We start from the raw sequence: 24855 nt of genomic DNA on the forward strand, positions 1-24855 counted from the left end.
ATTGAAGATTCAACCAACTATTAACATATTTATTCATATTAGTAAATATCCAATGGGGGATATTTTCAAACTTTGTTATAAAGACCATAATTACATTTGTAGAACTTAAATAACCGCTAGATGCCCCATTTATTATTAATAATTATCCTTACACTCTCTTCTATTCAATGTGCCTTAAGTCATAGAAAAAAGAAACCTCTAAGGAGATAACACAGTGGAATTGTATAAAATTAATGAAAAACAAACATTCCAGTATTTTAATTTAGTCTCATATCGCAACACTATTCCTTCCAGTTGTTTACATCATAAACTAAACGAATTTATCCTTTCACTAAACAACTATAACCTCCAAAAGAATGGTCCTTTAATCACTTCTACTCATTCTGTATCCCGAAATAATGGCATAGAGATGGTGGATTTTGAGATTATGGTACCAGTAAAAGGAGAAATTAAAAAAAATCCCCCTTTTATATATAAGCAAGAATTCAAGTTAATAAATGCAATTTGCTTGATGTATGAAGGTAAAATGAATGGCATCAATTCTGCTTATGAATTTTTAGTCAAATATATCTCTCAAAACAATCTACATCAAATAACATCCGCATATAATATAAACTTATCTGAAGGTACTAGTGAAAATATAAAAATAGATATTTGTATTGGCATCAATCCTAGTCTTCTTTAACTAGTCAAAACTCGTCTATCTCGAAAGGAGGTGAATAGAATGGAACTGAGTCTTAATAGTCAATTTTCAACATTGTCCAACATTGAAACGATGGAGATTTCCGGAGGTATAAATTGGGATAATGTTGCTTATGGAGTCTTGGGAATGGTAACCGTGGTAGCCGCTGTTACCACAGCACCAGTAACGATTCCTACTGCGATTATGGCAGTGGGTGGATCAATAGTATCTGGATATCTTACTGGTAGCGGACTAAAACATTAAATATCTGTTATAAGGAGTGAGGAATTAAATGCTTTCATATGCCCCTAGTTTTTCAGAACTTACACTTGAAGATAGTATCAATATTGATGGTGGCGTTGATTGGGCCAAGGTAGGTGCAGGAGTGTTAGGTATGGTTACAATCATGTCTGCTGTTGCTGCCGCACCAGTAACAGCCACAGCCGCAGTTGTCTACATAAGTGGTACAGTGGCTGCCGGATATTTAGTGGGTACTTCATTCTAAATTTTGATGGAGACATTCATCTTCAGATGGATATGTCTCCATCTTTTCTTCTATAAAAGAAGAGAATAATCATAAATAGATTGCGAGTGATTTTTTTGAAAATAGATAAATTAATATCGTATCTAATTAGAATAGACATTACTTTAGGGCTAGTAATATCATTCTTATTAATTGTAAGACCTAATATAATCCTCCCATCCCAATGGTTTATAATGAATTTCTTAATTTTTCTAACAGGTATATATATATATAAGAAAAATAAAAACAAGACATTTATAGCAGTTTTTATTTATGCTTTCATCTATTTTTCTTTAGTCATATTAGATATGTTAACTTCAAAAGGTATTATTCGAAGTGACAATAGATCTGGAGATATTTTATTAAGCGTAGGATTAGTGGCGTTAGGCCTGATCGGATTTTTCATTGCATTTTACATGAGCAACAAAGATAAATGATTCATTGTATAGCACAGGTCACAATATAAAATCATCATTTAATAATTGCTTTTCGGAGGATTATATGGCATTCACTAAATACCAATGTGTCAAACAACAAGATATTAAAGACTGCGGGGCTGCCTGTCTCGCCACTATAAGTAAAAACTATGGTCTCAACTATCCTATAACTAAAATTCGCGAGATGTCGGGAACCGATAAAATGGGTACCAGCGCCTATGGCCTTGTTAAAGCTGCTGAAAAATTAGGATTCACTGCCAAGGCTGTAAAAGGGACTCACGAGGCATTCTTCGAAGATTTCCCCCTTCCGGCTATTGCTCATGTGGTCATAGACCAAACTTTATTGCATTACGTTGTTATTCATAAAATCACAAAAAAAACAGTTGTCGTTTCGGATCCTGCGAAGGGCATTGTTAAATATACACCAGAAGACTTCTTTAAAATCTGGACCGGTGTTCTCATATTAATGGTTCCTACCCCTCAGTTCAAAAAGGGCGGTGAGTCCAAGGGTTTATTCACTCGTTTTTTTGGTTTACTTATTCCTCAGAGAAGAATGCTACTAGGAATTTTTTTGACATCCATGCTCTATACAATATTAGGTATATTATCAGCCTTTTATTTTCAATTTCTGCTAGATGAGATTCTTCCTTTTGGCTTAAAGAAGACTCTGAATATAGTATCCATTGGAGTAATCATTCTATATCTATTCAAAGTTTTATTGAACGCTTTTCGTAGTCACATTCTACTAACATTGAGCCAAAAGCTTGATATTTCGCTAATTCTCGGCTATTACCATCATGTGTTGAAGCTACCCATGAACTTTTTTGGTACTCGCAAGACGGGGGAAATCATCTCAAGACTTATGGATGCCTCTAAGGTACGGGATGCCATCTCCAGCGCAACCCTAACCATCATGATCGATATTATCATGGTTATTGCGGGGGGAATCATTCTTTATTCGCAGAGTGCCCTTTTATTTGGTGTAACTGTGCTGCTGGTTCCTTTGTATCTAGCGTTAGTGTGGGGATTCCACAAGCCATTCGACCGGTTAAACCGTGAACAAATGGAGAAAAACGCCCAACTTACCTCCTACATCGTTGAATCCATAGACGGTATCGAGACGGTCAAAGCCTACCATGCGGAGTCTAAAGTTGGCTTTGAGACGGAACAGAAATTCATCACGTTTCTGAAATCCGTGTTCAGCTTTGGTATTTTCAATAATATACAAGGCTCGCTAAAAGGTGTGGTTCAGTTGCTTGGAGGTGTAGCCATCCTCTGGGTAGGTAGTAATCAAGTAATAAAAGGAAATATGACCATGGGTCAACTTATCACTTATAACTCATTACTTGCTTACTTCCTTGAACCTATTCAAAATCTCATCAATCTCCAGCCTACCCTGCAAACAGCTGTTGTAGCGGCGGACCGATTGGGGGAAATACTCGACTTAGAAGCGGAGAAGCTTGAGGATGAGGACAAGAAGATTCAACCCGCTTCATTAAAAGGTGATATTAGATTTGATCGTGTCAGCTTCAGATATGGTACACGTTCCCTTGTACTTCATGATATTGATTTGAGACTTAGACAGGGCGAGAAAGTCGCCTTTGTCGGTGAGAGCGGCTCGGGTAAAACCACCCTGATCAAATTGATCATGCAATTTTACCAACATGAAAAAGGCGATATCTTAATTAACAACTACAATATTAAAGATATTCATTTAGATAGCTTGAGACAGCGAATCGCATATATATCACAGGATACTTTCTTTTTTAGCGGAACAATCCGGGAAAATTTATGTCTGGGTGTCAATCAGGATACGGATCTGGAACAAATTGTTTCGGCCTGCCAGACCGCACAGGCACACGAATTCATTAATCAGCTTCCACTCCGCTACAACACTTTGTTAGAAGAAAATGCTACTAACCTTTCCGGGGGACAGAAGCAGCGACTAGCTATCGCCAGGGCAGTTCTTAAACAGCCCGATATTCTTATAATGGATGAAGCCACTAGTAATCTGGATTCTACAACGGAGAAGGCTGTATCGGAGACGATTAATGCTTTTGAAGACATGACTACGATTATTATCGCTCACCGGTTGAGTACAATCATGCGTTGTGATCGGATTTATGTCATGGATCAAGGACGGATTATTGAGCATGGAACTCATCAGGAGCTTCTGGATTACCGTGAAAAGTACTATGAATTGTGGAAAGATCAACTCCCTGGAGTTGAACAAAAACAAGAACATAACCATCAATATGCCGCAGGAGTAGGCGAGGTGTCTCTTGTATGAGCGCACAAATACATAACTTATCAGAAATGACAGATAGCAGAGAAATCATGGAATCCAAGATCAGTCCTGTGATTTCCATTTTCATACTTATCTTATTCATTCTATTGGGGGCTGCGTTAGTCTGGTCCTATTTTGGCCAGATCGATGAAGTTGCCAAAGCCTCTGCTGTAGTTAGACCCAATGAAAAAGTCAGTACCATTCAGACTTCATCTATGGGAAAAGTGGAACAGGTATATGTCCATGAAGGGATGCAAATTAAGCAGGGCGAGCAGTTAATTTCCTTTGAGCATAAAGAACTTGATATAGAATTATCCAATCGTAATTCAGAAATCAATAAGCTCACTAAGAAACTGCACTATCTCGGGCTGTATAAACAAAGCATTAGCAATTTAGATAATCAGTTTTCTTCTGAACGTGCAGATGAGGGTTACTATTATGACATGGTAGAACAATTTCTCCTTGAATACAGCCAGCAGCAGCAGACCTTTCAAGGAACCCAGGATCAGCTTACAGCTGCCATTCACGAGAATATAGGCTTGCAAGATTCTGCTACCTTTAGTGCCGAATCTAGTTCGGATAAATCTCTTCAGAATAAAATTGAATTGGAACGAAAAAAGAAACTGCTAAATGTTGAAATTGCAAACGAGAAATTGCTTGTGCAATCCATCAAAGAGAATCAAAATCTTCTTCCAATTGAAGATACCAAACGGACGGAACAATATAATACATACCAAATTAAATATGTCCAACTGTCTAAACAATCTGCTGAGAAAAAAGAAATCTATAATCGTTCGCTCAGCTTGGGGGACCGCCTTGTGCCTCAATCCCAGATTACAGATGAACAGCATCAATATGAAAGTTCATATTTGCAAATCAACCAATTCCAAACCGAAGCCGTGCTCAGCTCAGAAAGCAATATCACCAATTACAATCAGCAATTGGTTGAGATAGAGGTCAGCCTCGATTTGCTAAAAAATGGGCACGATCCATCAGTTTCAGAACGAAAAACTTTAGAAATGCAAAAGAAACAGCTGGCTGAGCAGCAAAATGATCTACTGAATCAAGAGAAACTTAACCGTTCATCTGAAGCAACCTCATTGAAAAAACTGAAACTTGACCGTATTGTACAGATTCATTCAGCAATAGAAGAAAATAAAAGAACCTTAATTACGCTGCAAGAGGCTGTTAAGGGACTTGAGCTTGAACGAGACAAAAGACTGCTCATAGCACCAATTTCCGGGACCATTAATATTTTAAAAGAAACCAGCATCGGGGACATGGTACAATCCGGCGAAGCCTTGATCTCCATTATACCTAGCAACGAGTCAAAATATAAAATGAGCATCGCTGTACCTAATGCTGAAGCAGGAAAAATAGCGATTGGCAATAAAGTTGATTTCAGCTTTTCAGCCTTTCCTAAACAAAATTTTGGTTCCCAAAAAGGTACGATTACATCTATCAGCACAGATTCAATTATTCAGCAAGACGGTCTAAGCTACTATCTGGTGGAGGCAACGATATCCAATGACCCCCTTGTTAATCGCAGAGGTGAACGTGGAGAGCTTCGTGTAGGGATGATAGCGCAAGCCTCTGTTATTACCGACTCCAAGAAGATCATTGATTTTGTTCTTGAAAAAATCAACTTAAAGGAATAGTGAGGTTGCCAGCTAAATGTTAAAGAAATCAGCTCTCTTGATACTCTCCTTCTTATTACTCCTATTGCCGCATTCCATTACAGTTTATGCTGATACGCAGGTATCCAGCGCAATAAAATCGCTTTCCATGGAAGAAGCAATCCAGCTAGCATTAACTAACTATGTAGATATCAAGCTCTCACAATGGAATATTGCAGAAACGGATTCCAAATTTTCATATGTATCATCTGAAGAGAAAAAGTTGGAGCAAAAAAATGTAGTCACAACCAGCGGGCTGCTGCCAGTAAATCCTGATATTTTTATCAATAGTATTCCTGGTTACGCTGATTTAAGTGAAGAAGAACAGGCAGGGGTCAATCAATCCATTCTCATTCAAATTATGATTAACACATCTCTGAATCAATGGGTTAGCGCTCAGAATGAAAGCCAAAACAGTTACAATCAAGAGACTAAAACTGCGCAGCTTAAGGAATTTCGTGACCAGTTACGCACATTAGAAACAGATAAAGTAATTAATCAGTTACGACTTCAAAAAACAGAAGCCCTCATCCGCTACTATGCTGTGCAGAAATATTATCAACTCTCTTCTCTAAAAAAAACGATTGAATATGACAAACAAGAAAGCCAATATTGGTTTCAACAGTCTGAGGATACCTTGCGGTCCTATGAGCATGGTCTTCTGTCTAAGAGAAGTTTGGACGATTTTAATCGTAAAAACATAGTACAAAAATCTATTTTTGAACGTAACCTTCGAAGTTATGAAGCTCAGTTAGAACAATTTAAGCTTGAGTTAGGATTATCATCCTATTCAGAAGTCCTTCTAGATGATGTCATTTCCAGTACACCAGAGCCTGTGAATTGTAATACAGTAATTAGCCTCTCTAGTAATTATGATTTACGCGAAGAAGATGCACGTATCACACTCGCCAAAGATAATCTTGACGCAGCTAAAGCTTCCGATGCTGAACTCATCACTTATTATTCAGTCCTATGGTCTAGCCAGATTGCACACAAAAATATAGTACAACAACAACTCGAAGAAAAACTGGCTAGTTATAAGCCGGAAGCAAATGAAATTGATTTTGAATATTCAGAACTAAAAGAGCAGCAATTGGAACTCGTACGCGTCTCCCAGGATAATGATACTCTCCTAAATAGCGGGTTAATCTCAGCGGCTCAGGCAGATCAGGACAAGCTGGATTTACTAAACTTAAATCGGCAATTCGATAAGCAAAAAGTAAAGTACGGTTTATTCCAAGCAAAAGTTACTTTGGCTCTTAGTGGAGTTATCCTCTAATAACCATTAATTTATCATTCATAACCCAAAGGAGATATCACAAGATGAAAACCATATCTAGCCTAATCGCAGCAACTCTTCTTTCTACCGCTATCGCCTGGCCTGTCCATGCCGCAGAGAAGCCAATCTCCATTCAGATCAATCAGCAACAGCTCGCACTGAAGGGACAGGCTCCCTTCAATGATAATGGTACAATTGTCGTTCCTTTTCGCCCGGTTTTTGAAAAACTAGGACTTTCAATCGATTGGAATCAAACCACAGGTACCATAACGGGTACTAAGGAAGGGCTTACGATTACACTGCAACTAGGCAGCAAGCAGGCCAGCGTCAATGGTGTAATAACCCAACTTTCTGTTGCCCCTAAGCTCATCAATAATTCCACTTACATTCCGCTGCGCTTCGTTGGGGAGGCTACAGGTAATGAAGTCTCCTGGAATGCACACTCGAAGACAGTAACCATTACAGGCAAGACTAACCAGGTAAACCCGCAGGAAATCAATGCTTTTTTTGAAAAATACGTAACCTATACCAACAATGAGAATTATGAAGGGTTCATGAGCCTAATCGATAGCAAGTCTCCTCTTGTGATCATCGGGCCACAGATTAAGAGCCAAATGGAACAATACGATCTGACCACTTCACTTGATCAATTAGAGGTTATCAGCCTTCAACCCACAGAGGCTACGGTTCACACCGTTGAAACGACTACACACCTCAGCGGTCCATTCACCTTAGACAATACCTCTGAATATATTTATAGCTTAACGCGTACTGCCAGCACTGAAGACTGGAAAATCAACAACCTGCAGATTAAAGGCGTACAATATATACTCCCAGATAAACTGCTGAACGCTAAGCCAGCTGTGACGAAGTCGGATGAAACGGATATATTAGCTGTGCTTAAGAGCAACTTGGACTATACCAATGCAGAGAATATTCAAGGTGTGCTATCTACTATTGATCCTGAGTCCCCTGCTCTCGAACAAACCAAACAGCTCTTCAGCCAAATTTTCACAGTCTATGATCTAAAGTTCACTCTGGAATCTGCCAAAATCATTCATTATACCCAGGATACCGCAGCCGTATATATGGTTCAGACGAGCATCAAGCTTAAGGGTCCTGAGTTTCAGGATAACCGCTCCACCTCTGTCACAACGCTGAAGAAATCCAAAGCAGGCAAATGGATGCTGGATCAGACCTATCCGATTAGTGTAGACAAGTTAACTCCATAATTATAAGGATTTGTAACAAAACAAAAAAACGGCAAGCCCCATTAACCCGGAGGCTTGCCGTTTGCTTATCTAAAGCGCCGGAGCTCAATCTTACCCGCTTCCCCTACGTTCTCTGGCTGATACGGATATAGAACAGTTCCTAAATAGTTGGGACCACAATGGCCAATCTTTCAATCAATTCCCATCTCTCGCTGATATTCATCTTACTGTAAATACTCTTAACGATATTCCGCACAGTTCCCTCTTTCACATTAAGGTCGTTGGAAATTTGCAGCGCCCCTTTTCTTAGTGCCCAGTGATACGCTACCTCTCTCTCTCTAGGGGATAATCGATACAAATCACACTTCTCCTGAAATATGTACTCAATTAACTTCGGGCTTCGTTCCTTCAACTTCAACACAATCTTTTCGGATAATTGTTTAATAAAGAGAATCGAAAAACCAAGTTGCCTCTCGGCTTCAAATGAGATGTCTATATATCCACATATACAATCATTTATCATTATAGGAGCGCATACACAATTCCACTCTTTAAACATTGGCATACTATGCTCTTCTCCACGCACTACTGCAATTGACTCAACCTCCATCGCTAAAGAAACTGCATTCACTCCAGAGATTTGCTTCGAAAGATTAGTTCCACTCCTAATTCCATAATGATCTACTTTCTCCTGAAACGTTTCGAATGGACTGACAATATTAATAATATTGCCGGCTCGATCTGTTAAGAAAAAGACAAAGGGCAATAAGAGAAATTCCATTACTTTCGCCAATTCTGAATGTAATACTTCAACTAAAATCTCGTAGGGAACCAGCTCTTCTATAGAAAAGGATTTTTCTGTTTTGAGGTTACTCCAGGGTTGGCAAAATTCACACACGGAATTATTAGATTCTTTATCTACATCATCTACCGTAAACCAGGCACGTTCGCATTCAACAATATTCAAACAATCCATTCTCCCAACTTGTGGTATTAATGAAACAGAGCATATCATATCACTCCCTTCAAAGGAAAACAATGACATAATTAGTTAGGGTTGTGGGAGATTAGTAAGAATTGAAATAACATTGTTTGGGTTATTTTTCTATGGCCGATTATTTGATAAGAAATTTTCACCTGTCCTGTATTCTTGGAATTTCGTCAAAAAAGAATAGAGCATAACAATTACCACTTGTCTATATCCTACCTAGAATATATACGAAATCCATTTTTTCTATGAAAATAGGGATATTCGTTGATTAGAAAAAAATTTCACAATGGAGTCTGAGACTAGCGAGAAATCATGCTCAACATATTTATATCTGCTACCCTGAAAGGAATGAATTCCATCAAGAGTTTAGTAGGGATTTTCAGTAGAAAGTATACAAAGTCTATTCCATTTTTACTTTTGTTTTCATTATTTATATTGGCATTTTCTGCGGTAAATAGAATATTTCCAATAATATCTTTCTTAATAATTATGTTAAATGCTCTGTACATTGTTGTGAAAATAGCAATATTTAAAATTAAAAAATAAATATTTATTTCAGGGGGGGATATTGCAATCTGGCAAAGCGCCTTTCAGCCTTTCCTAAACAAAGTTTTGGCTATTAGTTTAGACAAGTTAACTCCATAATTATAAGAATTTGTAACAAAACAAAAAAAACGGCAAGCCCCATTAACCCGGAGGCTTGCCGTTTGCTTATTTAAAGCGCCGGAGCATTAGTCTTTTCTGCTCCTTTACGCTCTTTTGCCGATTTACGGAAGTAGAACAACTCGTAAATCGCCGGCACTACAATCAGCGTAAGCAGTGTTGCTGCGGTTAAACCGCCAATGACTACAATCGCCAAGCTTTGCGAGACGATGCTGCCCATCTCGGCATGGCCGAACAGCAGCGGTGTCATGGCGCAGATGGTGGCAATCGCTGTCATGAGAATCGGACGCATCCGTGTTCCGGCAGCTTCTAGAATAGCCTCGTGGATACTCATATTGGCTTCATTTTGCTTAATCCGGTCAATGAGCACAATGGCATTCGTAACAACAATACCTATTAACATCAACGCCCCGAACAGAGCAGTGAAGTCAGGCGTTACACCGGACACGATAAGTCCAACAATCGCACCAATCGCCGCGAGCGGCAAGGAGAACATAATCGCCAGTGGAGCCCGAAGGGTTTTAAAGGTGAGTACCATAATCAGATAAACCAACCCGATGGAGATCAATGCCGTCATGCCCAAGTCGTTGAAATCCTCTGACTGATCAACTGACGCTCCGCCTGCAAATAAGGTCACGCCTTTCGGAAGTGTAAGACTATCGGTTTCTTTTTTAATATTTGCACCGATCTCAGACACCTTCTTCGGATCAACCTCTGCTGTAATTCGTACATACGGCTTCCCATCTTTATGGAACAACATTGCCGGTTCATTCCGAACCTCGTAAGTTGCGAGCTGAGACAGTGGCTTCGGCCCCTCAGCCGTCATGAGCGTCAGCGCTTTTAAATCCTGCTCCGTTTGCGGCTGAACCATAGGATCTAACACTACACCTGCTGCGTCACCATCGAGCTCAATTTGCCCCATTGGAATCGGATTAAGCATCGCTGACAGCTGCATTGAAATCTCTTGCGCATTACTTTGCGCCGGATCTACCTTAAAGGAAAATACAGGTTTCGTGTCCTCCATATTGCTGCTGACTTTTTGAATTCCCTCTACGGTCTTCAGCTTAGCGGTGACTTCTGTTGCTACAGTAGTAATATCTGTAAGATTATCTCCGACAATATCAATATATTCACTGGTAGAGCTGGATCCCATCATACTCATTTGGTTAGCAACAAGTGTTGCTCCAGTGTATGAATCTTTTACCTCACGAACATGATCAATAAAAGCCTGAGCATCTGCACCTTTTTTCATAACAACGGTATAGTCCACTAAGGTTTCAGAGGTAACACTCCCCCACTTAGCGGCGTCCGCACTATTCCCTGATTGCATGATTACCGTTTCTGCTTGTGGCTGCTTCATCAAATCTTGTTCTAACTGCTTTCCCTTTTCCAAAATATCTTTGACAGGAACATCCTTCGGATAATTCATCTGAACAGAAACATAGCTGGCATCCGAAGCATCGAGCGCCCCTTTGGGCATAGTCACATAAGCAGCAATGGAGCCAATCAGAAGCAGGAGACCCAACGATAAGCTAACCCATTTACGGCGAAGATTCCAGTCCAGAAAGCGGATAAACCATTTAGAAGGTTCGTGTTCTTTCATTGATGTTCTTCTCAGCAGCCATGAGCTTAAAAGAGGAACAACCGTCAAAGCTACTACTAGTGAAGTAAGCAATGAATAGGTCACTGTTAAAGCAAACGGCAGTAGGAAAGCTTGCAAACTACCACGCAAGAGACCCATCGGCAAAAATACTGCTACGGTAGCAATGGTTGATGAGGTAATCGCTCTAGCCACTTCCCCAGTTGCACTAATAATCATTTCTCGGGAAAAGGGTTCTTTTTGCAGCCTACGGTAAATGTTCTCAATCACCACGATACTATCATCGACCAAACGGCCTACCGCAACCGCGACTCCCCCGAGTGTAATGATATTCAAGCTTATGCCGGAAATATTCAGCAGATATAAGGTGACTGCTAACGAAAGTGGGATGGATACTGCCGTAATCAGAGTAGCCCGCAGGTTACGCAGGAACAACAGAATCACAATCGTCGCAAATAATGCACCTAGCAATACCTCACGCATCATACTGTTCACCGAGCTAACTACCATATCCGATGTACTGAATACCACTGCTGCTTCTGCATTAGGAATGGTTGTATTAATATGATTTACGGCAGCCTGAATGTTATCTCCGACACTGACTGCATTCGCATTAGCCTCTTTGGTCACTATGGCGAATAGAACGTCTTTCCCGTTCGAACGGCTGACACTTTCCTGATCCTGCTTCAATTCGACAGCAGCGATATCCTGTAGCTTAACGCCCGCAGATACAGGAAGCTTTTTCAAAGTATCCATACTATCTATCGTAGAAACTACGTTAACATTGCCGGTCTGCCCACCAATCGTTTGCTCCCCAAGGGATGCCGATACATTACGTCCTTGAAGTAAACCTAATACTTGTGGAGTCGTGACTCCCTTCTCAGCCATTAATTTCGGGTCCAGCTTAACGCTGACCTGCGGAGTTACCTTACCATATAAAGCAACGTTCGCTACCCCTTCAGCTTTTTGCATCTCTGGAATGATAGTTTCTTCCGCAAGCTTAAGATTCTCTTTAGTCAGGCCTTCGTCAAAAGCAAGAGTAACCTGTGATACAGGAATCATGGAGGTATTCAACTGAAGTACAAAAGGAGCCATTACCCCTTCCGGGAACTTCAATGAATCGACGACCTTCTGGACCTCCTGCGCAGCATCCTTCATATTCGTTTTCGAATCATAAAAAATATTTACCTGCGCATATCCGTCTCCGGAAGTGGACAGTATTTCCTTCTTCCCTTTCACAAAAGCTGCTCCAGCTTCTATCGGCTTCGTTACATTAGTCTCCATAGCATGTGTATCCTGGCCAGGACCCAGCACAGTTACAGTCACTTGAGGATTATCCGCCTCTGGCATAAATTCCATCGGTAGCGAAGTGTAGCTCATCCCTCCCACCACAAGAGCCATGACTACTAAAAGCCCCACCGCAGCCTTGTTACCGAACGACCATTTTGTTAACCATTTCATTTTCTTTTTCCCCTTCCGCTCCACATGATTTCTGGCACTCCCCTTATGTCTGTTTGATTATGTATTAATTTCCATCCCGAGATTTAGTTTAGTCATTTTTGGCTGAACTCAAAACAGCCCTACGGCTGGTTTCGTACTCAGTCTTAAGACGGGGAACTTTCCCCTTCTGTAGACAGATCCCCGTCCTTTTTCTTGATGATGGCAACTGGAACGTGAGCATAAAAAAAGAGCCCCGTTAGCCATATAAATGGCCAACAGGACTCCCTTTTGTTATGGTTTATTTCCCTTCCGCACGTACTGGATCACGGAACATAAATTTCAATAGTGGCGGCGTTACAAGTGTAGTTACAATGACAACAATAATGACCGAAGTAAAATACTGTTGCTGTAACAAGCCGCTTTGCAGCCCTGTGGCGGCAATGATCAACGCAACTTCCCCCCGTGAAATCATCCCAGACCCAATAATGGCAGACGAGTGGTTATCAAAGCCTGTAAGACGCGCACCCAGACCGCCACCAAACAGCTTGGTCAGAATGGCAACAACCGTAAGCAAGATCACGAAGCCTATTTGACTGCCTACTCCTTCAAAGGAAACACTAAGTCCGATACTTACAAAAAAGACCGGCACAAAAATCGAATAAGCAATCGGCTCGAGCTTGGATTCTACCGTGTGCTTAAAGGAAGTTTGCGAGATAGCAATCCCAGCCGCAAAGGCACCAATGATTCCTGCCATCCCCATGATTTCAGCAAAATAGGCGAATGCGAAACAAATCATTAACGCTGCTGAAATAATCGCCTCTGTCACCTTCAACGGAGCCATCCATTTCATGACCCGAGGAACAATGAACCAGCCGGCAATAATCGCTACGGCAAAGAACAACACCTTTTTCCCAATTAAAAGACCAATAGAAACGTCTGTACCTGTACCAAAAAAGCTCATCAGAACAGCGAGCAAAATAACAACTAGAATATCATCTACTACGGCAGCCCCCAGAATTGTAGAGCCTTCACGTGTGTTCAGCTTATTCATATCTTTTAACACCTGCACCGATATGCTGACCGATGTTGCACTAAGAATAACGCCCATAAACAAAGCATTATGATAAGCAAAACCAAACATTTCTCCTAAGGCGAACCCACCCAAAAAGGGTAATATAATTCCACCGACGGCTACTGCAAAAGCTGATTTCCAGTTCTTGCGCAATTGATCCAGATCCGTCTCAAGCCCCGCTATGAACATTAACAGTAGAACACCGATCTCAGAGATATAATGAATAAACTCTCCATCCTGAACCCAGCCCAGTACCGCAGGCCCCAGTATGATTCCCACAATAAGCTTACCTAGCACAGCTGGTTGTCCAAGCCGCACAGATAGATCACCAGCTACTTTGGTGAACAATATGATCAGCATAAGATATAAAACAAACTCCATCTTTCAATCCACTCCCTTGTTGTATATAAGAACTGCCAACCAGGAGCTTCTCCAAGCCAAAAAAAGACAAAGAGGAGCCCTTGTTGACAGGCTCCTCCAAAAAACAAATAATTATTCAATTTAACTTTATAAATTATATTATACCTATATTTAAAATAACTGTAAACCAGATGCGCCGATAATATAAATTATGCACATTTGATTTGTTCTAGAATTGAATTGCTTATTTCAGATAGAACACTTCACGTAAGGGCTGCATAGGCACCTCATCATTGAAATCAAATGAACCTTCAACCATCTTAGAGGTAATCGCATTCCAGCGGTTGCAAGCATCACTTTTGGCAATGTAATCGAAAGCCGCCTTACTATCCTCACACTCATAACAGTAAAAAAATTGATTGCCATTCTGAAAGATGGAATAGTTAGAAATACCAGCCTTACTGTGCTCCTCCAAAATTTCTGGCCAAGGATTTAAATGCATAGCTACATACTCCTCTAAACATTCTTCCTTCACCCGCCATGTCCAAGCCAATTTATTGCTGCTCATCTGCTCATCCTCCTAGAAATCCCCTCTTTTACACATATTAAGAACTAGGGACATTTGATACCTATTATTGTACCTGAATAGAGTAGTCCAAGCTATGCATATCTATATGATCTGTAAATTTTTTAAGCGTTAATTCCGGCTTCACTCGGACGTAGAATAGCAGAACCAATCGCCAGCAGCACCGCGGCCATAAGACCCAAGATGGCAAAAGGCAGCCATAATTCATTCCAGCCTCCACCTGTAGCAGCGATATCGATCGCTTGGATCGCCCATTTTTGCGGTACAAAATTAGCTGCCTTCTGCATATAATCCGGCATAATGGATAACGGCCAGAAACAGCCTCCAAGCATACATGTTGGGGTCAGGATCAGCGAATTAAGCATGCCAGTATTATTGGGATTGCGAATCAGACCTGCTACCGTACTGGCTAAGCCCATGGAAACGAGCATAAATGCTGCAAGAACCAAGAAATACAAGTAGAGCGGTAATCCAAAGTCAAACTGCAGTACATAACGGCCCAAAGCAAGTACTACAACAATTTGAATTAACCCAACAATGAAGCTTCCCAGAAAATTACCGAGGGCAATCTCATACGAACGAACCGGGGCACTGAACATACGTTTCATCGTTCTTTCTCTTCGATCATCCATAATAAGCGACACTGAACTTGTAACCAGCCCCATTAAGAACATCAAAGTAAATCCTGTGACGATGCTTAAGCCCTCTTTGGGATATAAATCATAATCTGTTCTTATACTGCCTACACTATGTTGCTCAGCTCTTTGCATTACGGCAGCAAACTGTGAGTCCGAGTCCGTAGCCTCAGTCCGAGCTGCTCCAATTAGTCCAGCAGTGTTTCGCATTTCATCAGCAATTACACTGGTTTTCATTTTTACCATAATGGATGTTTCAGTAGCCTTAAGCTCATACACACTAATTTGTGGCTCTTCTCCAGCAAGCAGTGCGGAGGTGAAGTTTTGCGGTATCAAAATACCGGCTTCTCCGTTCTGATCGATAATACTCTCCCTCAGATCAGCCTCATCTGTCTTCTCTACCAGCTTATAATCACCGGTATTCTCCAGCTCGGTAAGCAAATGTTTGCCCGCTGCACCATCGTCCATATTCGAATATAAAATAGTAGCCGGTCTCTCACCCATACTTCCACTAATTGCTACTACCCCGGCCACGACAAGACATGGCAGAAGAATATACGAAAGCAGCCCATTCCGAGAACCAATCGTTCTTTTCACCATATTCCAAGCAATCGTTAAGATCTTATCCATGGTAACCTACCTTCCGGTACGAGATAACCGCTGCACTGAATAGAACCAGACAGATGATCGACAAGACCAGCAGATTCGGCAAAATCTCTGAGACCTCTGCATGCAGCATCATTTTTAGAACAGCTTGTAGCACCCAGTGATTCAGGGTAAATGCCCCGACCGAGTTCACCCATGATTCCGGAAGTGGAGCCATCCCTCCACTAATGAAGGTCATGACCACAGTGATAACATTAACAATACTTCCTGCACTTGCTTTAGTTTTGCTAAACATTGAAATAACAATCGATAACGTCATGGAAGCTATGATCATTAAGAGACAGAAGAGCAGCAGCAAGCCCGGACGATTGCCCCAATTTACGCCAAACAACAAATGAGTCAGGATAATAATCGCTGCGCACTGCACTACACTTACAACCCCTACGCCTAGCATTTTACCAATAAACAGCTCAGAACCTTTTACCGGCATTGAAGTTATTCGGAAGAGGGTATGATTTTCTTTTTCATTAAAAAGAGAGGTACTGACGGTCAAACCGCTATATAGCAGAAACATCAGCATCATGGATACCGCATAGAATTGGGAGGCTGTATAGGATCGGCCACCTTCACTGAGCGCCCCAACCTTAACAGATGGCTGCTCTCCCAAACTTGGTGCAGTAGCAGTCAAAGCTTCTGGACCCAACGTCATAGCTACGGATTGCTTATAGTTAATATTGTTCAAAAAGTTATCGAATACCGTCCCCGCAACCATGTTATCTGTCCGATCTTTGCCCAGAACAAACTCTAGCTTTGCAGTTTCGCCGCTTTGTACTTTCTTATCGAAGCCTAGGGGAACAATAACTGCATAACCATATTTCCCGGCGCGCAGGCCACTTTCCGCTGTCTCTCGGCTCCCTACTTTGACCGGAATAATGATATCCTTAAGCTCCGGCGTCTTCAAAAAGCTGTCTATCATCGCCGAGCTTTCATACCCTTCTCCAGAAAGATTAACTACACCAACACGTACAGGGTCAATCTTAGACGCTGCCTTATCACCGATTACACTGGAGAGGGAAGCACCCAGCAGAAAGATCAAAAGCAGCGGTAGCAGAAACATATTAATGATGATTGAGCGTGAAATAAACAGCCTGCGAAGCTCATAAATCATAATTGTCCAAATATTTCTCAAAGCGTTCTCTCCCTCCTTTAATCGCGCAATGTCCGTCCTGTCAAACTAAGGAATAAAGTCTCCAGATCCGGCTCCTCAATATTTAAAGAACCAATAACGCCTTCATGTTTAGCAAAAATAAATAAGATATCCTGCAGCTCATCCTGTGAGGAGGGGAGATACATTTCTACCGTTCCCTCTTTACTTTCCACTCTCGTGATCCGCGGGTGTAGACTAAGCTCATTGATTAGCTCCGGGGTGATGTTCGTTGCTTTGACCACTATTTTTTCTTCCTGAGAAACCCGTTCCCGCAGCTCCTTTTCCGTGCCACAAGCAATGATATGTCCCTTATCCATAATCGCTACCCGATCACAAATGGCTGCAACCTCTTCCATATAATGACTAGTGTAGATGACGGTTGAGCCAAGCCGATTCAGCTCTTTGACCGACTCAAGGATATGATTACGAGACTGCGGATCAATTCCTACGGTCGGCTCATCCATAATAATCAGCTTTGGATGATGCATGATGGCACAAGCGATATTCAAACGTCTTTTCATCCCTCCGGAGAAGGTGGCTGGTTTTTCTTTGGCCCGGTCACTAAGTCCTGTGAAAGCAAGAGCTTCCGCCACCCGCTCTTTCAGCAATTTCCCCCGCAAGCCATACAATCTTCCGAAAAAAGTTACATTTTCAGCTGCTGTCATTGTATTGTACAAAGCCAAATCCTGCGGAACCAAACCGATCTTTTTCTTAACCTCCAGTGCATACGAAGAGACTGATAACCCATCAATAACAATGTCTCCACTATCAATCTTTAGCAGGCCGCAAATCATACTTATAGTTGTACTTTTACCTGCCCCGTTCGGGCCTAGCAGGCCAAAGATCTCTCCTGCTTGAATCGTAACATTCACATGATCTACCGTTAATTTGTTCTCATACCGTTTCACCACATCGGTCAACACCGCGATTGCCATCTCTTATCTCCCCTGTCGTGTGTGCTTCTATATTTTCAATTTTATTCTAGGTTGAATTTTTGCGGATGTACGAAAGGTCATTTTTTGAAGGTGACTAAAGTCATCTCCTGAAGTGGTGGGATAATATGCTAAGATTATTAAAAAACATAAAGGATGACTAAGGCGTGCCCAGAGAGCTAAACTTATTGCGTTACGGACTCATCTTAATCCCTGCGTTTATTACCATTTATGTCTATCAATATAACGATTATGGAATCTTCACGCTGCATATCCTGATGCTTCTATTCCTTGTGGTCATGGTGCCAAAGCTCCCTCGATCTATTCATGCTTTGATTAGTATCATTGAAATCTTGTTCACGGCCTGGTTATGTTATCAATATGGCAGCATGATGATTTTCCCCGCTATATCAGCACTGCTTTATTATTCCAGACTCCAGCCTAAAGCGGTGCCTTACGTGTTCACAGGTGTACATCTGATAGCTTTGAACGTCGCACTCCAGAATTCTCCAACGCTCGTAGTGACTTACATTAACCTTTCATTTCTGCTCACTGCCTACCTAAATAAGCTATTATTGAAAGCTGGCCAGCGGCGCGAAGACACTCTTCTTCTATATGATGAGTTGCGCAAAAAGCATTTCGAACTCGATGAAGCTCGCAACCGCCTGCTGGAGTTCAGCGCGCAAGTAGAAGAGTCTGCCCAGTCCAAAGAGCGCGTCCGAATCTCACGCCAGCTCCATGACGATATCGGCCACCGGTTAATCCGGATTAAAATGATGATGGAGGCCGCCCTCCAGACCTTGCCCACCTCTCCCGAGAGCGGAATGCAAATGATGGAATTGATTCGTGACCAGCTGTCGGCTAGCATGGACGATATGCGGTCCGCAGTTAAACGTATCAACTACACCCCGAAGCTTGAGGGAGCTTATGCGTTAGACCGGCTGCTCGAAGAGATTGGGCGTGAGACGGGGATCGAGACCTCATACCAAGTACAAGGCATACCTTATCCACTCTATCCTAGTATTCAAGTGATCCTGTACAAAAACGCCCGTGAGGCTATAACTAACGCCTTGCGGCATGGAAAAGCAACGTCCATCCGGATCAAAATTGACTATGTGCAAGCAGGAATCACTATGGAGGTTAGCAACAATGGCTCTCTACCCGAAGGAGAGAAACTCAGCAAATTATTGGGCCGTGGTGGGGACGGGATGAAAGGAATGTACGAGCGAACGCATTTAATCGGTGGAACACTCGAACTAAGGCAGGAGCCACATTTTACAGTCATTACGCGGCTGCCCATTTATAAGCAAGATGAGATTGTATAACGAAAGGAGCCATGCTAATGATTAAAGTGTTAATTGTTGATGACGACCCCTTTATTCGCCAAAGTCTGCAAGTATTGCTAGGGATGGACCCAGATATTGAAGTTGTTGGAGCAGCTTGTGAAGGTAACGAAGCCTTGGAATTACTTCAAGAAGGATTAATGGCCGATGTGGCTCTGATGGATATCCGCATGCCCGGCTGCGGTGGCGTTGAAGGAACGGAGAAGATTAAGCAGGCTTTTCCGCAAATTGCAATATTGATGCTGACCACCTTCGACGACGATGAATATATCATTGAGGCACTGCGTAACGGAGCTAGTGGATATTTGCTCAAAAACATACCGCCAGACCGGATCATCCAGGGCATTAAAACGGTTTTTGAAGGGAACATGCTTATCCACCCTGATATCGCCCGCAAGCTGGCAACCTTTCTGCAGCCTACGGCACGGCAAGAATTGCCACAGGTACAGCCACTGGAATCCTTCGGATTGACCAAAACAGAGCTGGCTGTAGTGGCTTCTATCGCTGAGGGGCATAGTAACAAAGAAATCGCCGGACAGCTTTTTTTAAGCGAGGGCACCGTCAAAAATTACATAACGGATATATTAAGCAAATTAGAGCTCCGCGATCGTACGCAAATTGCAATTTTTTATTTGAAGAATAGGCAAGGTTGAACTAGTAACATATAGCATATGAATAGTCCACTGCCAAAGTTAGTTTTTCTTACGGACTCCAGTGACATTACTCCTTGGACGCGGGTTCGGACTCCAGCGACGCTATTTACAATTTTATCGGCGTTTGAGCAGAGTTTCGGACCCCAGCGACGTTATTCCTCAGAAGAGGCTCATTTGGGGTGTTTTTGATGCCAATAGCGCCTTTTGGGTCCGTTACCATTCTAAAAAAGCGAAAATGCTGTGATTAGGGGCAACTGGGTCCGATAGCAACTTCTCGCACGCAAAACTACCATCTAATCAAAAACAAAGATGCCCCATTCACCATTTCATGGCTTATGGGGCATCTTCTAGTTATCCTTCCGCTGATTCCTGCTTGGCTTCAGTGGTTTTTTTTCGTTTAAGTTGGCCGTCCGGAAGGTTCCGGCTGCGTATGCCTGTCTTCATCCCGATGATGCTGTAGATGCTGGAAGGCTTCGCCTCAGTGGTAATCATCCCATCTGTCTCCGGCACCAAAATAATACCGAGCTGATGGTGATCCCCATCATAGATCGGGCTTTGAAGGTATTTGCTCTCCCCTTCACGGTTCAGCACCTCCAGCTTGCAGAACGCTGGATTCATGCGCAGCGCCTCATGTAGCTGCGCCGCATCGGTCAACAGGACCCCGTTGACCTTCAGTAAGATCTCGCCGGGCAGGATGCCCAGCTCCTGGCCGGGACTGCCCGGCAGCACGGCCAGCACTTTGCGGCCGCGCGGTGGATGCACGAAGATGGGGCTGATGCTGCGCTCTTCCAGAGCGCTGTACCAGCTTAACCCTTCGTGCAGCACAATAGCTGCGAGCGCCGCGACCAGAGTCAGCGGGCTCCACCAAGCGGCAAGCAGGCTTAAGCCGAGCAGGACGATGCTGTAGATCAGCAGCCGTCCTGCAGTGCGGGCCGCCTTGCGCCCGGGCAGCATGCCCTGTGTCATCTCGCTGAAGCCGATGATGACGGGCAAAGAGACGATGCCAAGGCTGCCGCCGAGCAGCGAGTGCCATGGCAAATCCGTTCCTGCTCCCGATGGGAGCAGCAGGAACAGCGGCAGCGGCCAGAAGGCCTGCAGCTGATAGCCGCCGACGACCATGCCGCGCTTTCCCTTCAGGAAGAGCGGCGTTGCAAGCTTGGCCCCTTGTCTGCGGGCCAGCAGTGCCTCCGCCATGTGCAGCAGCGCAGCTAACACTAGCAAAGCAGGAATATCCATCTCCCGTATGGCGGTGGTAATATTCCCTACCGTTCCACTATCTAAAGCATCTGGAAAGAAAGAAATTACAAACTGAATGATACCTAACAAGCCTATAGAATACGCAAAGCACAAATACCGTACACGCAATAGCGACAACACGAGACTAACTACCCAAATGCAGGCTACAGCGGTACCTGATAATGATATTCCTAGCAGAACGGCTGCTATAGAGACGACCAAACCCATGACTAGACCACTCCATACCGTCCGCCACGTTTCCTGACCCCAGCTATGTAATTTCACATGTATCAGCTTTCGTTCTAATGCCACCTGCCTACGGTAATATAACGCAATAAATATAATAGCAATGTAGTAATACGGCTGGATCAATAAGTGTAAGAACGCAGTGCCCAAGCTTCCTAACAGTTCCTGAATCACATTCAAACTGTTCGTCACACTCCTTTTCGTCCGATGACTGATTTGTATATATTCTAATTCCTCTACGTCGGTTGGCATTTTCTTATCTAAAAGAAAAAAAGAAGGCTGAATTCAGCCTTCTTACTTTTTCGACGCTGCCGCCTTAATTTCCTTCTGAATCTCAGCAATCCCTTTATTCCGTTGGTTGTCGTGAACAGGGTCTTGAATGACCTTGATCAGCGCCGCTTCCAGCGCCTCGGCTGTCTTGGCGTCAATTATGCCTGTGACTTGAAGCTTTGCTGTACTTTGGAACTTCTTCACTGCGTCCTTAGTGCCAGCATCGAAATAGCCATCTTTACGTCCAGGCTTATAACCCAAACCGTCCAGCATCGTCTGTGCACTCTTAACATCAGCGTTGTTCATATTATATTGCAGCGCCACGCTCTTGTTAATTGGAGCCACCGAGAAGTAATCCGGCTGCGCTACCGCGATATCCGGTTTAATGCCCTTACCGTGAATCCATGTGCCGTCTGGCGTAAGCCATTTGGCAATGGTAACTTTCAGCAAGCTGCCGTCTCCAAGCTGTTTGTCAAAGCTCGTCTGCACGGTACCTTTACCGAAAGAATTGTCACCGATCAGCTTAGCTCCTGCCGACTGTTGCAAAGCACCCGCCAATATTTCCGAAGCACTTGCGCTACCTTTATTCATCAGCACGACCACTGGATAAGCTTTACTCGATCCTTTTGAGGTACTAACTTCGCGTTTTTTGTCTTTATATTCTATTTGCACTATAGATTTGCCAGCTGGAACGAATTGCTCTGCCATTTCAATAACAATCGGAAGAACACCACCTGGATCATTACGGACGTCAATAACAAGTCCCTTCATGCCTTGCTTCTCCAGCTTCTCCAGCTCTTCCTTGAATCGTTCTGCGGTATTCAGGGAGAACTGCGTAACCTCGATTACACCCACATTGTCCTTTTCCATGGTAGCGTAGACTGTTTCAAGCTTCACATCATCCCGGGTAAGAACAAATTCGAGTGGCTCTACAGAGCCGGAACGTTGTATTTTCAAAGTGGCCTCACTGCCCTTAGGACCGCGAATCTTGGCAACAGCTGCATTCAGCTCCATGCCTTCCAGCGATTCACCGTTAACGGACAGAATAACATCTTTGGCCTGAATCCCAGCTTTCTCAGCAGGTGAGCCCTTGATCGGAGAGACCACGACTACCTTGCCATTATCCGAAGAGACCTCCGCACCGATACCTGAAAAGGAACCCTCAATACTTTCTTCGAATTTCTCAGCTGTTTCTTTGCCCATATAGTTGGAATAAGGATCGCCCAGCGCTTCCATCATACCGTTGACAGCACCGTCTATCAGCTTCTCCCGATCTACTGTCTCGTAGTAATTGCTCTCAATCAGACTGAGAGCCGTTCCAAGCTTCTGGGATTCCTTCTGCTGAAGGCCAGTAACCTGCAATGCCGAGGCCAGTCCTTCTCCTGCAGCTTGTCCGATAACATGACTATAACCCGTCACGCCCAAGGTCACCAGACTACCGCATAGCAGGGCGGCGATAATCATAAACGCCGCTGTGCTTTTTTTTAACATGATGTTCCCACCGTCCCTTCTTGTCCATCTCGCAAACAACTCCATAAGTCCGTCCTGAAAGGTACGGTATCTCTTCCAGTATATGCCGTACGCTCAAATAATATGAGTTATAAGTTCTTAAAAATTAGAGATAAGGCATCGGATTTACTGTCTTGCCGTCGATCCGAACTTCAAAATGGAGATGGGGGCCCGTCGAATTACCTGTAGAACCGGATTCAGCAATCACATCCCCACGATTGACTCTATCCCCAGGACTAACCTTGATACCACCTTTACGGATATGTCCGTAGAGGGTCCAAACTCCGCCGCCATGATCAATAATTACACAATATCCATAACCGCTATACCATTCAGCTACGATTACCGTTCCCGAATCAGCCGCATGAATATTGGTTCCTTGTGGAACTGCAAAGTCTACCCCGGTGTGTACTTTCCCCTTCTCCCCCGTAATAGGGTGTGTCCGTGGTCCGTAGGAGGAGGAGATTCTTGCCGAGCCTACAGGGAGCAGGAAGGGTCCATCTCCACCAGCATACGCGGTTGAGGAGCTGGAGCTTGAACTGCTGCTTGCCTTGCTGGCTGCGGCTTTCTTGGCAGCTGCTGCTGCCCGGCGTGCCGCTTCTGCTTTGGCGGCTGCTGCTTTGCGCGCTGCTTCCTCAGCTTTAATCTTATCCTTTTGGGTTTCCAAAGCAGAACGTTCGCTTGCCAGCTTAACCAGCTTCTCGTTCTGCTCTTCACTTAGATCATCGCTTTCTTGAATCTGCTTATCATAAAATGCGATAAGCTCCTGCTTCTCCGCTTCCTTCTCTTTCAGCAGGCTTCTCTGATTTTCCAAGGAGGTGTATAACTGCTTGGCTTGAGCATATTGCCCCTCAAGCTCCTGCTTTTTCTCTACAACTGTCTGCTTGTCCAGCTTGTGTTGGACTAACAGCTCCTGATCCTGATCCACAATCATCTTAAGCGAATCGGTGCGGCCCAGAAAATCAGAGAAGCTTGTCGATGAGAGCAAAACATCTAGGTAAGATACCGCTCCATCCGTGTACATCAACCGGACACGGGATCCTAAGAGTTCTTCTCTTGAGGCCACTCGTGCCTCTGCTTCATCCAATTCCGTTGCTGTAACATTAAGAGATTCTTCTGTATCGGAAATTTTGTTAGAGATTTCGGTCATTTTGCCTTTAACTTGATCCACTTGCTGCAATACATATTGTAAATTGATATTTGTCTTATTCTTATAGTGCTGCGCTTCCTGCGTTTGGGACTCCGCTTTCTCTTGCTGCGCCTTAGCTTCCTGCACCTCTTGTTGCAGCTGCTTTAATTGCTTATCGATTTCGGCAACACTTGTTTTTTTGGCATATCCATCAGAGGGTTGGAATATAGTGACAGCTAGTAACATTACGGCTAGTCCGGCGGCAATCTTCTTCAACTCGCA

Annotated in this window: 19 protein-coding genes; 9 read left to right on the top strand and 10 right to left on the bottom strand. The window is 43.2% G+C overall.

Annotation, left to right across the window (positions count from 1 at the left end):
• Positions 1-214 precede the first annotated feature (214 nt).
• The 7 genes from MHI32_RS28160 to MHI32_RS28190 all read left to right on the top strand — a co-directional run bounded on the left by MHI32_RS28160 (position 215) and on the right by MHI32_RS28190 (position 8116).
• Positions 215-685, top strand: coding sequence for a hypothetical protein (locus MHI32_RS28160; RefSeq protein WP_076123797.1), 471 nt, complete (start codon positions 215-217; stop codon positions 683-685).
• Positions 686-724: 39 nt separating this feature from the next.
• Positions 725-946 (top strand): hypothetical protein, encoded by a 222-nt coding sequence (locus MHI32_RS28165; protein ID WP_076123799.1) that lies wholly within the window; start codon positions 725-727, stop codon positions 944-946.
• A 28-nt stretch (positions 947-974) separates the two neighbouring features.
• Complete coding sequence (locus MHI32_RS28170; RefSeq protein WP_076123801.1) at positions 975-1187, top strand: hypothetical protein; 213 nt, start codon at positions 975-977, stop codon at positions 1185-1187.
• Positions 1188-1706: 519 nt separating this feature from the next.
• On the top strand, positions 1707-3932 hold the full coding sequence (locus MHI32_RS28175) for a peptidase domain-containing ABC transporter (RefSeq protein ID WP_339188677.1): 2226 nt from the start codon (positions 1707-1709) through the stop codon (positions 3930-3932).
• Positions 3929-5587, top strand: coding sequence for an HlyD family efflux transporter periplasmic adaptor subunit (locus tag MHI32_RS28180; RefSeq protein WP_340011467.1), 1659 nt, complete (start codon positions 3929-3931; stop codon positions 5585-5587). Before MHI32_RS28175 ends, MHI32_RS28180 begins: the two co-directional genes overlap by 4 nt.
• A gap of 16 nt (positions 5588-5603) precedes the next feature.
• A complete protein-coding gene (locus MHI32_RS28185) occupies positions 5604-6884 on the top strand; it encodes a hypothetical protein (protein WP_076179816.1) in 1281 nt (426 codons plus the stop codon).
• A 44-nt stretch (positions 6885-6928) separates the two neighbouring features.
• Entirely contained in the window at positions 6929-8116 is a 1188-nt protein-coding gene (locus MHI32_RS28190) for a copper amine oxidase N-terminal domain-containing protein (RefSeq protein ID WP_076123809.1), read from the top strand.
• A gap of 139 nt (positions 8117-8255) precedes the next feature.
• Here MHI32_RS28190 and MHI32_RS28195 read toward each other — a convergent pair whose 3' ends face one another.
• The 7 genes from MHI32_RS28195 to MHI32_RS28225 all read right to left on the bottom strand — a co-directional run bounded on the left by MHI32_RS28195 (position 8256) and on the right by MHI32_RS28225 (position 18190).
• Positions 8256-9062: a helix-turn-helix transcriptional regulator gene (locus MHI32_RS28195; protein ID WP_076123811.1), complete on the bottom strand. Its 807-nt coding sequence runs from the start codon at positions 9060-9062 to the stop codon at positions 8256-8258.
• Positions 9063-9801: 739 nt separating this feature from the next.
• Positions 9802-12810, bottom strand: a complete 3009-nt coding sequence (locus MHI32_RS28200) for an efflux RND transporter permease subunit (protein WP_076282445.1) — start codon at positions 12808-12810, stop codon at positions 9802-9804.
• A gap of 277 nt (positions 12811-13087) precedes the next feature.
• Complete coding sequence (locus MHI32_RS28205) at positions 13088-14242, bottom strand: cation:proton antiporter (protein ID WP_076123814.1); 1155 nt, start codon at positions 14240-14242, stop codon at positions 13088-13090.
• A 223-nt stretch (positions 14243-14465) separates the two neighbouring features.
• Positions 14466-14789, bottom strand: coding sequence for an L-rhamnose mutarotase (locus MHI32_RS28210; protein ID WP_038573529.1), 324 nt, complete (start codon positions 14787-14789; stop codon positions 14466-14468).
• A 122-nt stretch (positions 14790-14911) separates the two neighbouring features.
• Positions 14912-16072, bottom strand: a complete 1161-nt coding sequence (locus MHI32_RS28215) for an ABC transporter permease (RefSeq protein ID WP_076123816.1) — start codon at positions 16070-16072, stop codon at positions 14912-14914.
• The gene (locus MHI32_RS28220) at positions 16065-17237 is read right to left on the bottom strand and encodes an ABC transporter permease (RefSeq protein ID WP_081386178.1); all 1173 of its coding nucleotides are present in this window, start codon (positions 17235-17237) and stop codon (positions 16065-16067) included. Before MHI32_RS28220 ends, MHI32_RS28215 begins: the two co-directional genes overlap by 8 nt.
• Positions 17238-17254: 17 nt before the next feature.
• Positions 17255-18190, bottom strand: coding sequence for an ABC transporter ATP-binding protein (locus MHI32_RS28225; protein WP_036678569.1), 936 nt, complete (start codon positions 18188-18190; stop codon positions 17255-17257).
• A 164-nt stretch (positions 18191-18354) separates the two neighbouring features.
• On the opposite strand from MHI32_RS28225, the gene MHI32_RS28230 reads away from it, so the two are divergent.
• Together MHI32_RS28230 and MHI32_RS28235 are read left to right on the top strand one after the other, a co-directional pair.
• The gene (locus MHI32_RS28230) at positions 18355-19512 is read left to right on the top strand and encodes a sensor histidine kinase (protein ID WP_340011471.1); all 1158 of its coding nucleotides are present in this window, start codon (positions 18355-18357) and stop codon (positions 19510-19512) included.
• A 17-nt stretch (positions 19513-19529) separates the two neighbouring features.
• Entirely contained in the window at positions 19530-20183 is a 654-nt protein-coding gene (locus MHI32_RS28235; RefSeq protein WP_076123821.1) for a response regulator transcription factor, read from the top strand.
• A 351-nt stretch (positions 20184-20534) separates the two neighbouring features.
• Here MHI32_RS28235 and MHI32_RS28240 read toward each other — a convergent pair whose 3' ends face one another.
• From MHI32_RS28240 to MHI32_RS28250, 3 genes are all read right to left on the bottom strand, one after another.
• Positions 20535-21647 carry a PDZ domain-containing protein gene (locus MHI32_RS28240; RefSeq protein WP_340011473.1) on the bottom strand — a complete coding sequence of 371 codons (1113 nt, stop codon included), beginning with the start codon at positions 21645-21647 and terminating at the stop codon, positions 20535-20537.
• Between the two features lie 312 nt (positions 21648-21959).
• On the bottom strand, positions 21960-23426 hold the full coding sequence (locus MHI32_RS28245) for a S41 family peptidase (protein ID WP_076123824.1): 1467 nt from the start codon (positions 23424-23426) through the stop codon (positions 21960-21962).
• Positions 23427-23550: 124 nt separating this feature from the next.
• On the bottom strand, positions 23551-24849 hold the full coding sequence (locus MHI32_RS28250; RefSeq protein WP_076123826.1) for a peptidoglycan DD-metalloendopeptidase family protein: 1299 nt from the start codon (positions 24847-24849) through the stop codon (positions 23551-23553).
• Between the last annotated feature and the right edge of the window lie 6 nt (positions 24850-24855).

This window comes from Paenibacillus sp. FSL H7-0690 (assembly GCF_037980415.1).
GTDB classification, from domain to species: Bacteria; Bacillota; Bacilli; order Paenibacillales; family Paenibacillaceae; genus Paenibacillus_AQ; species Paenibacillus_AQ odorifer.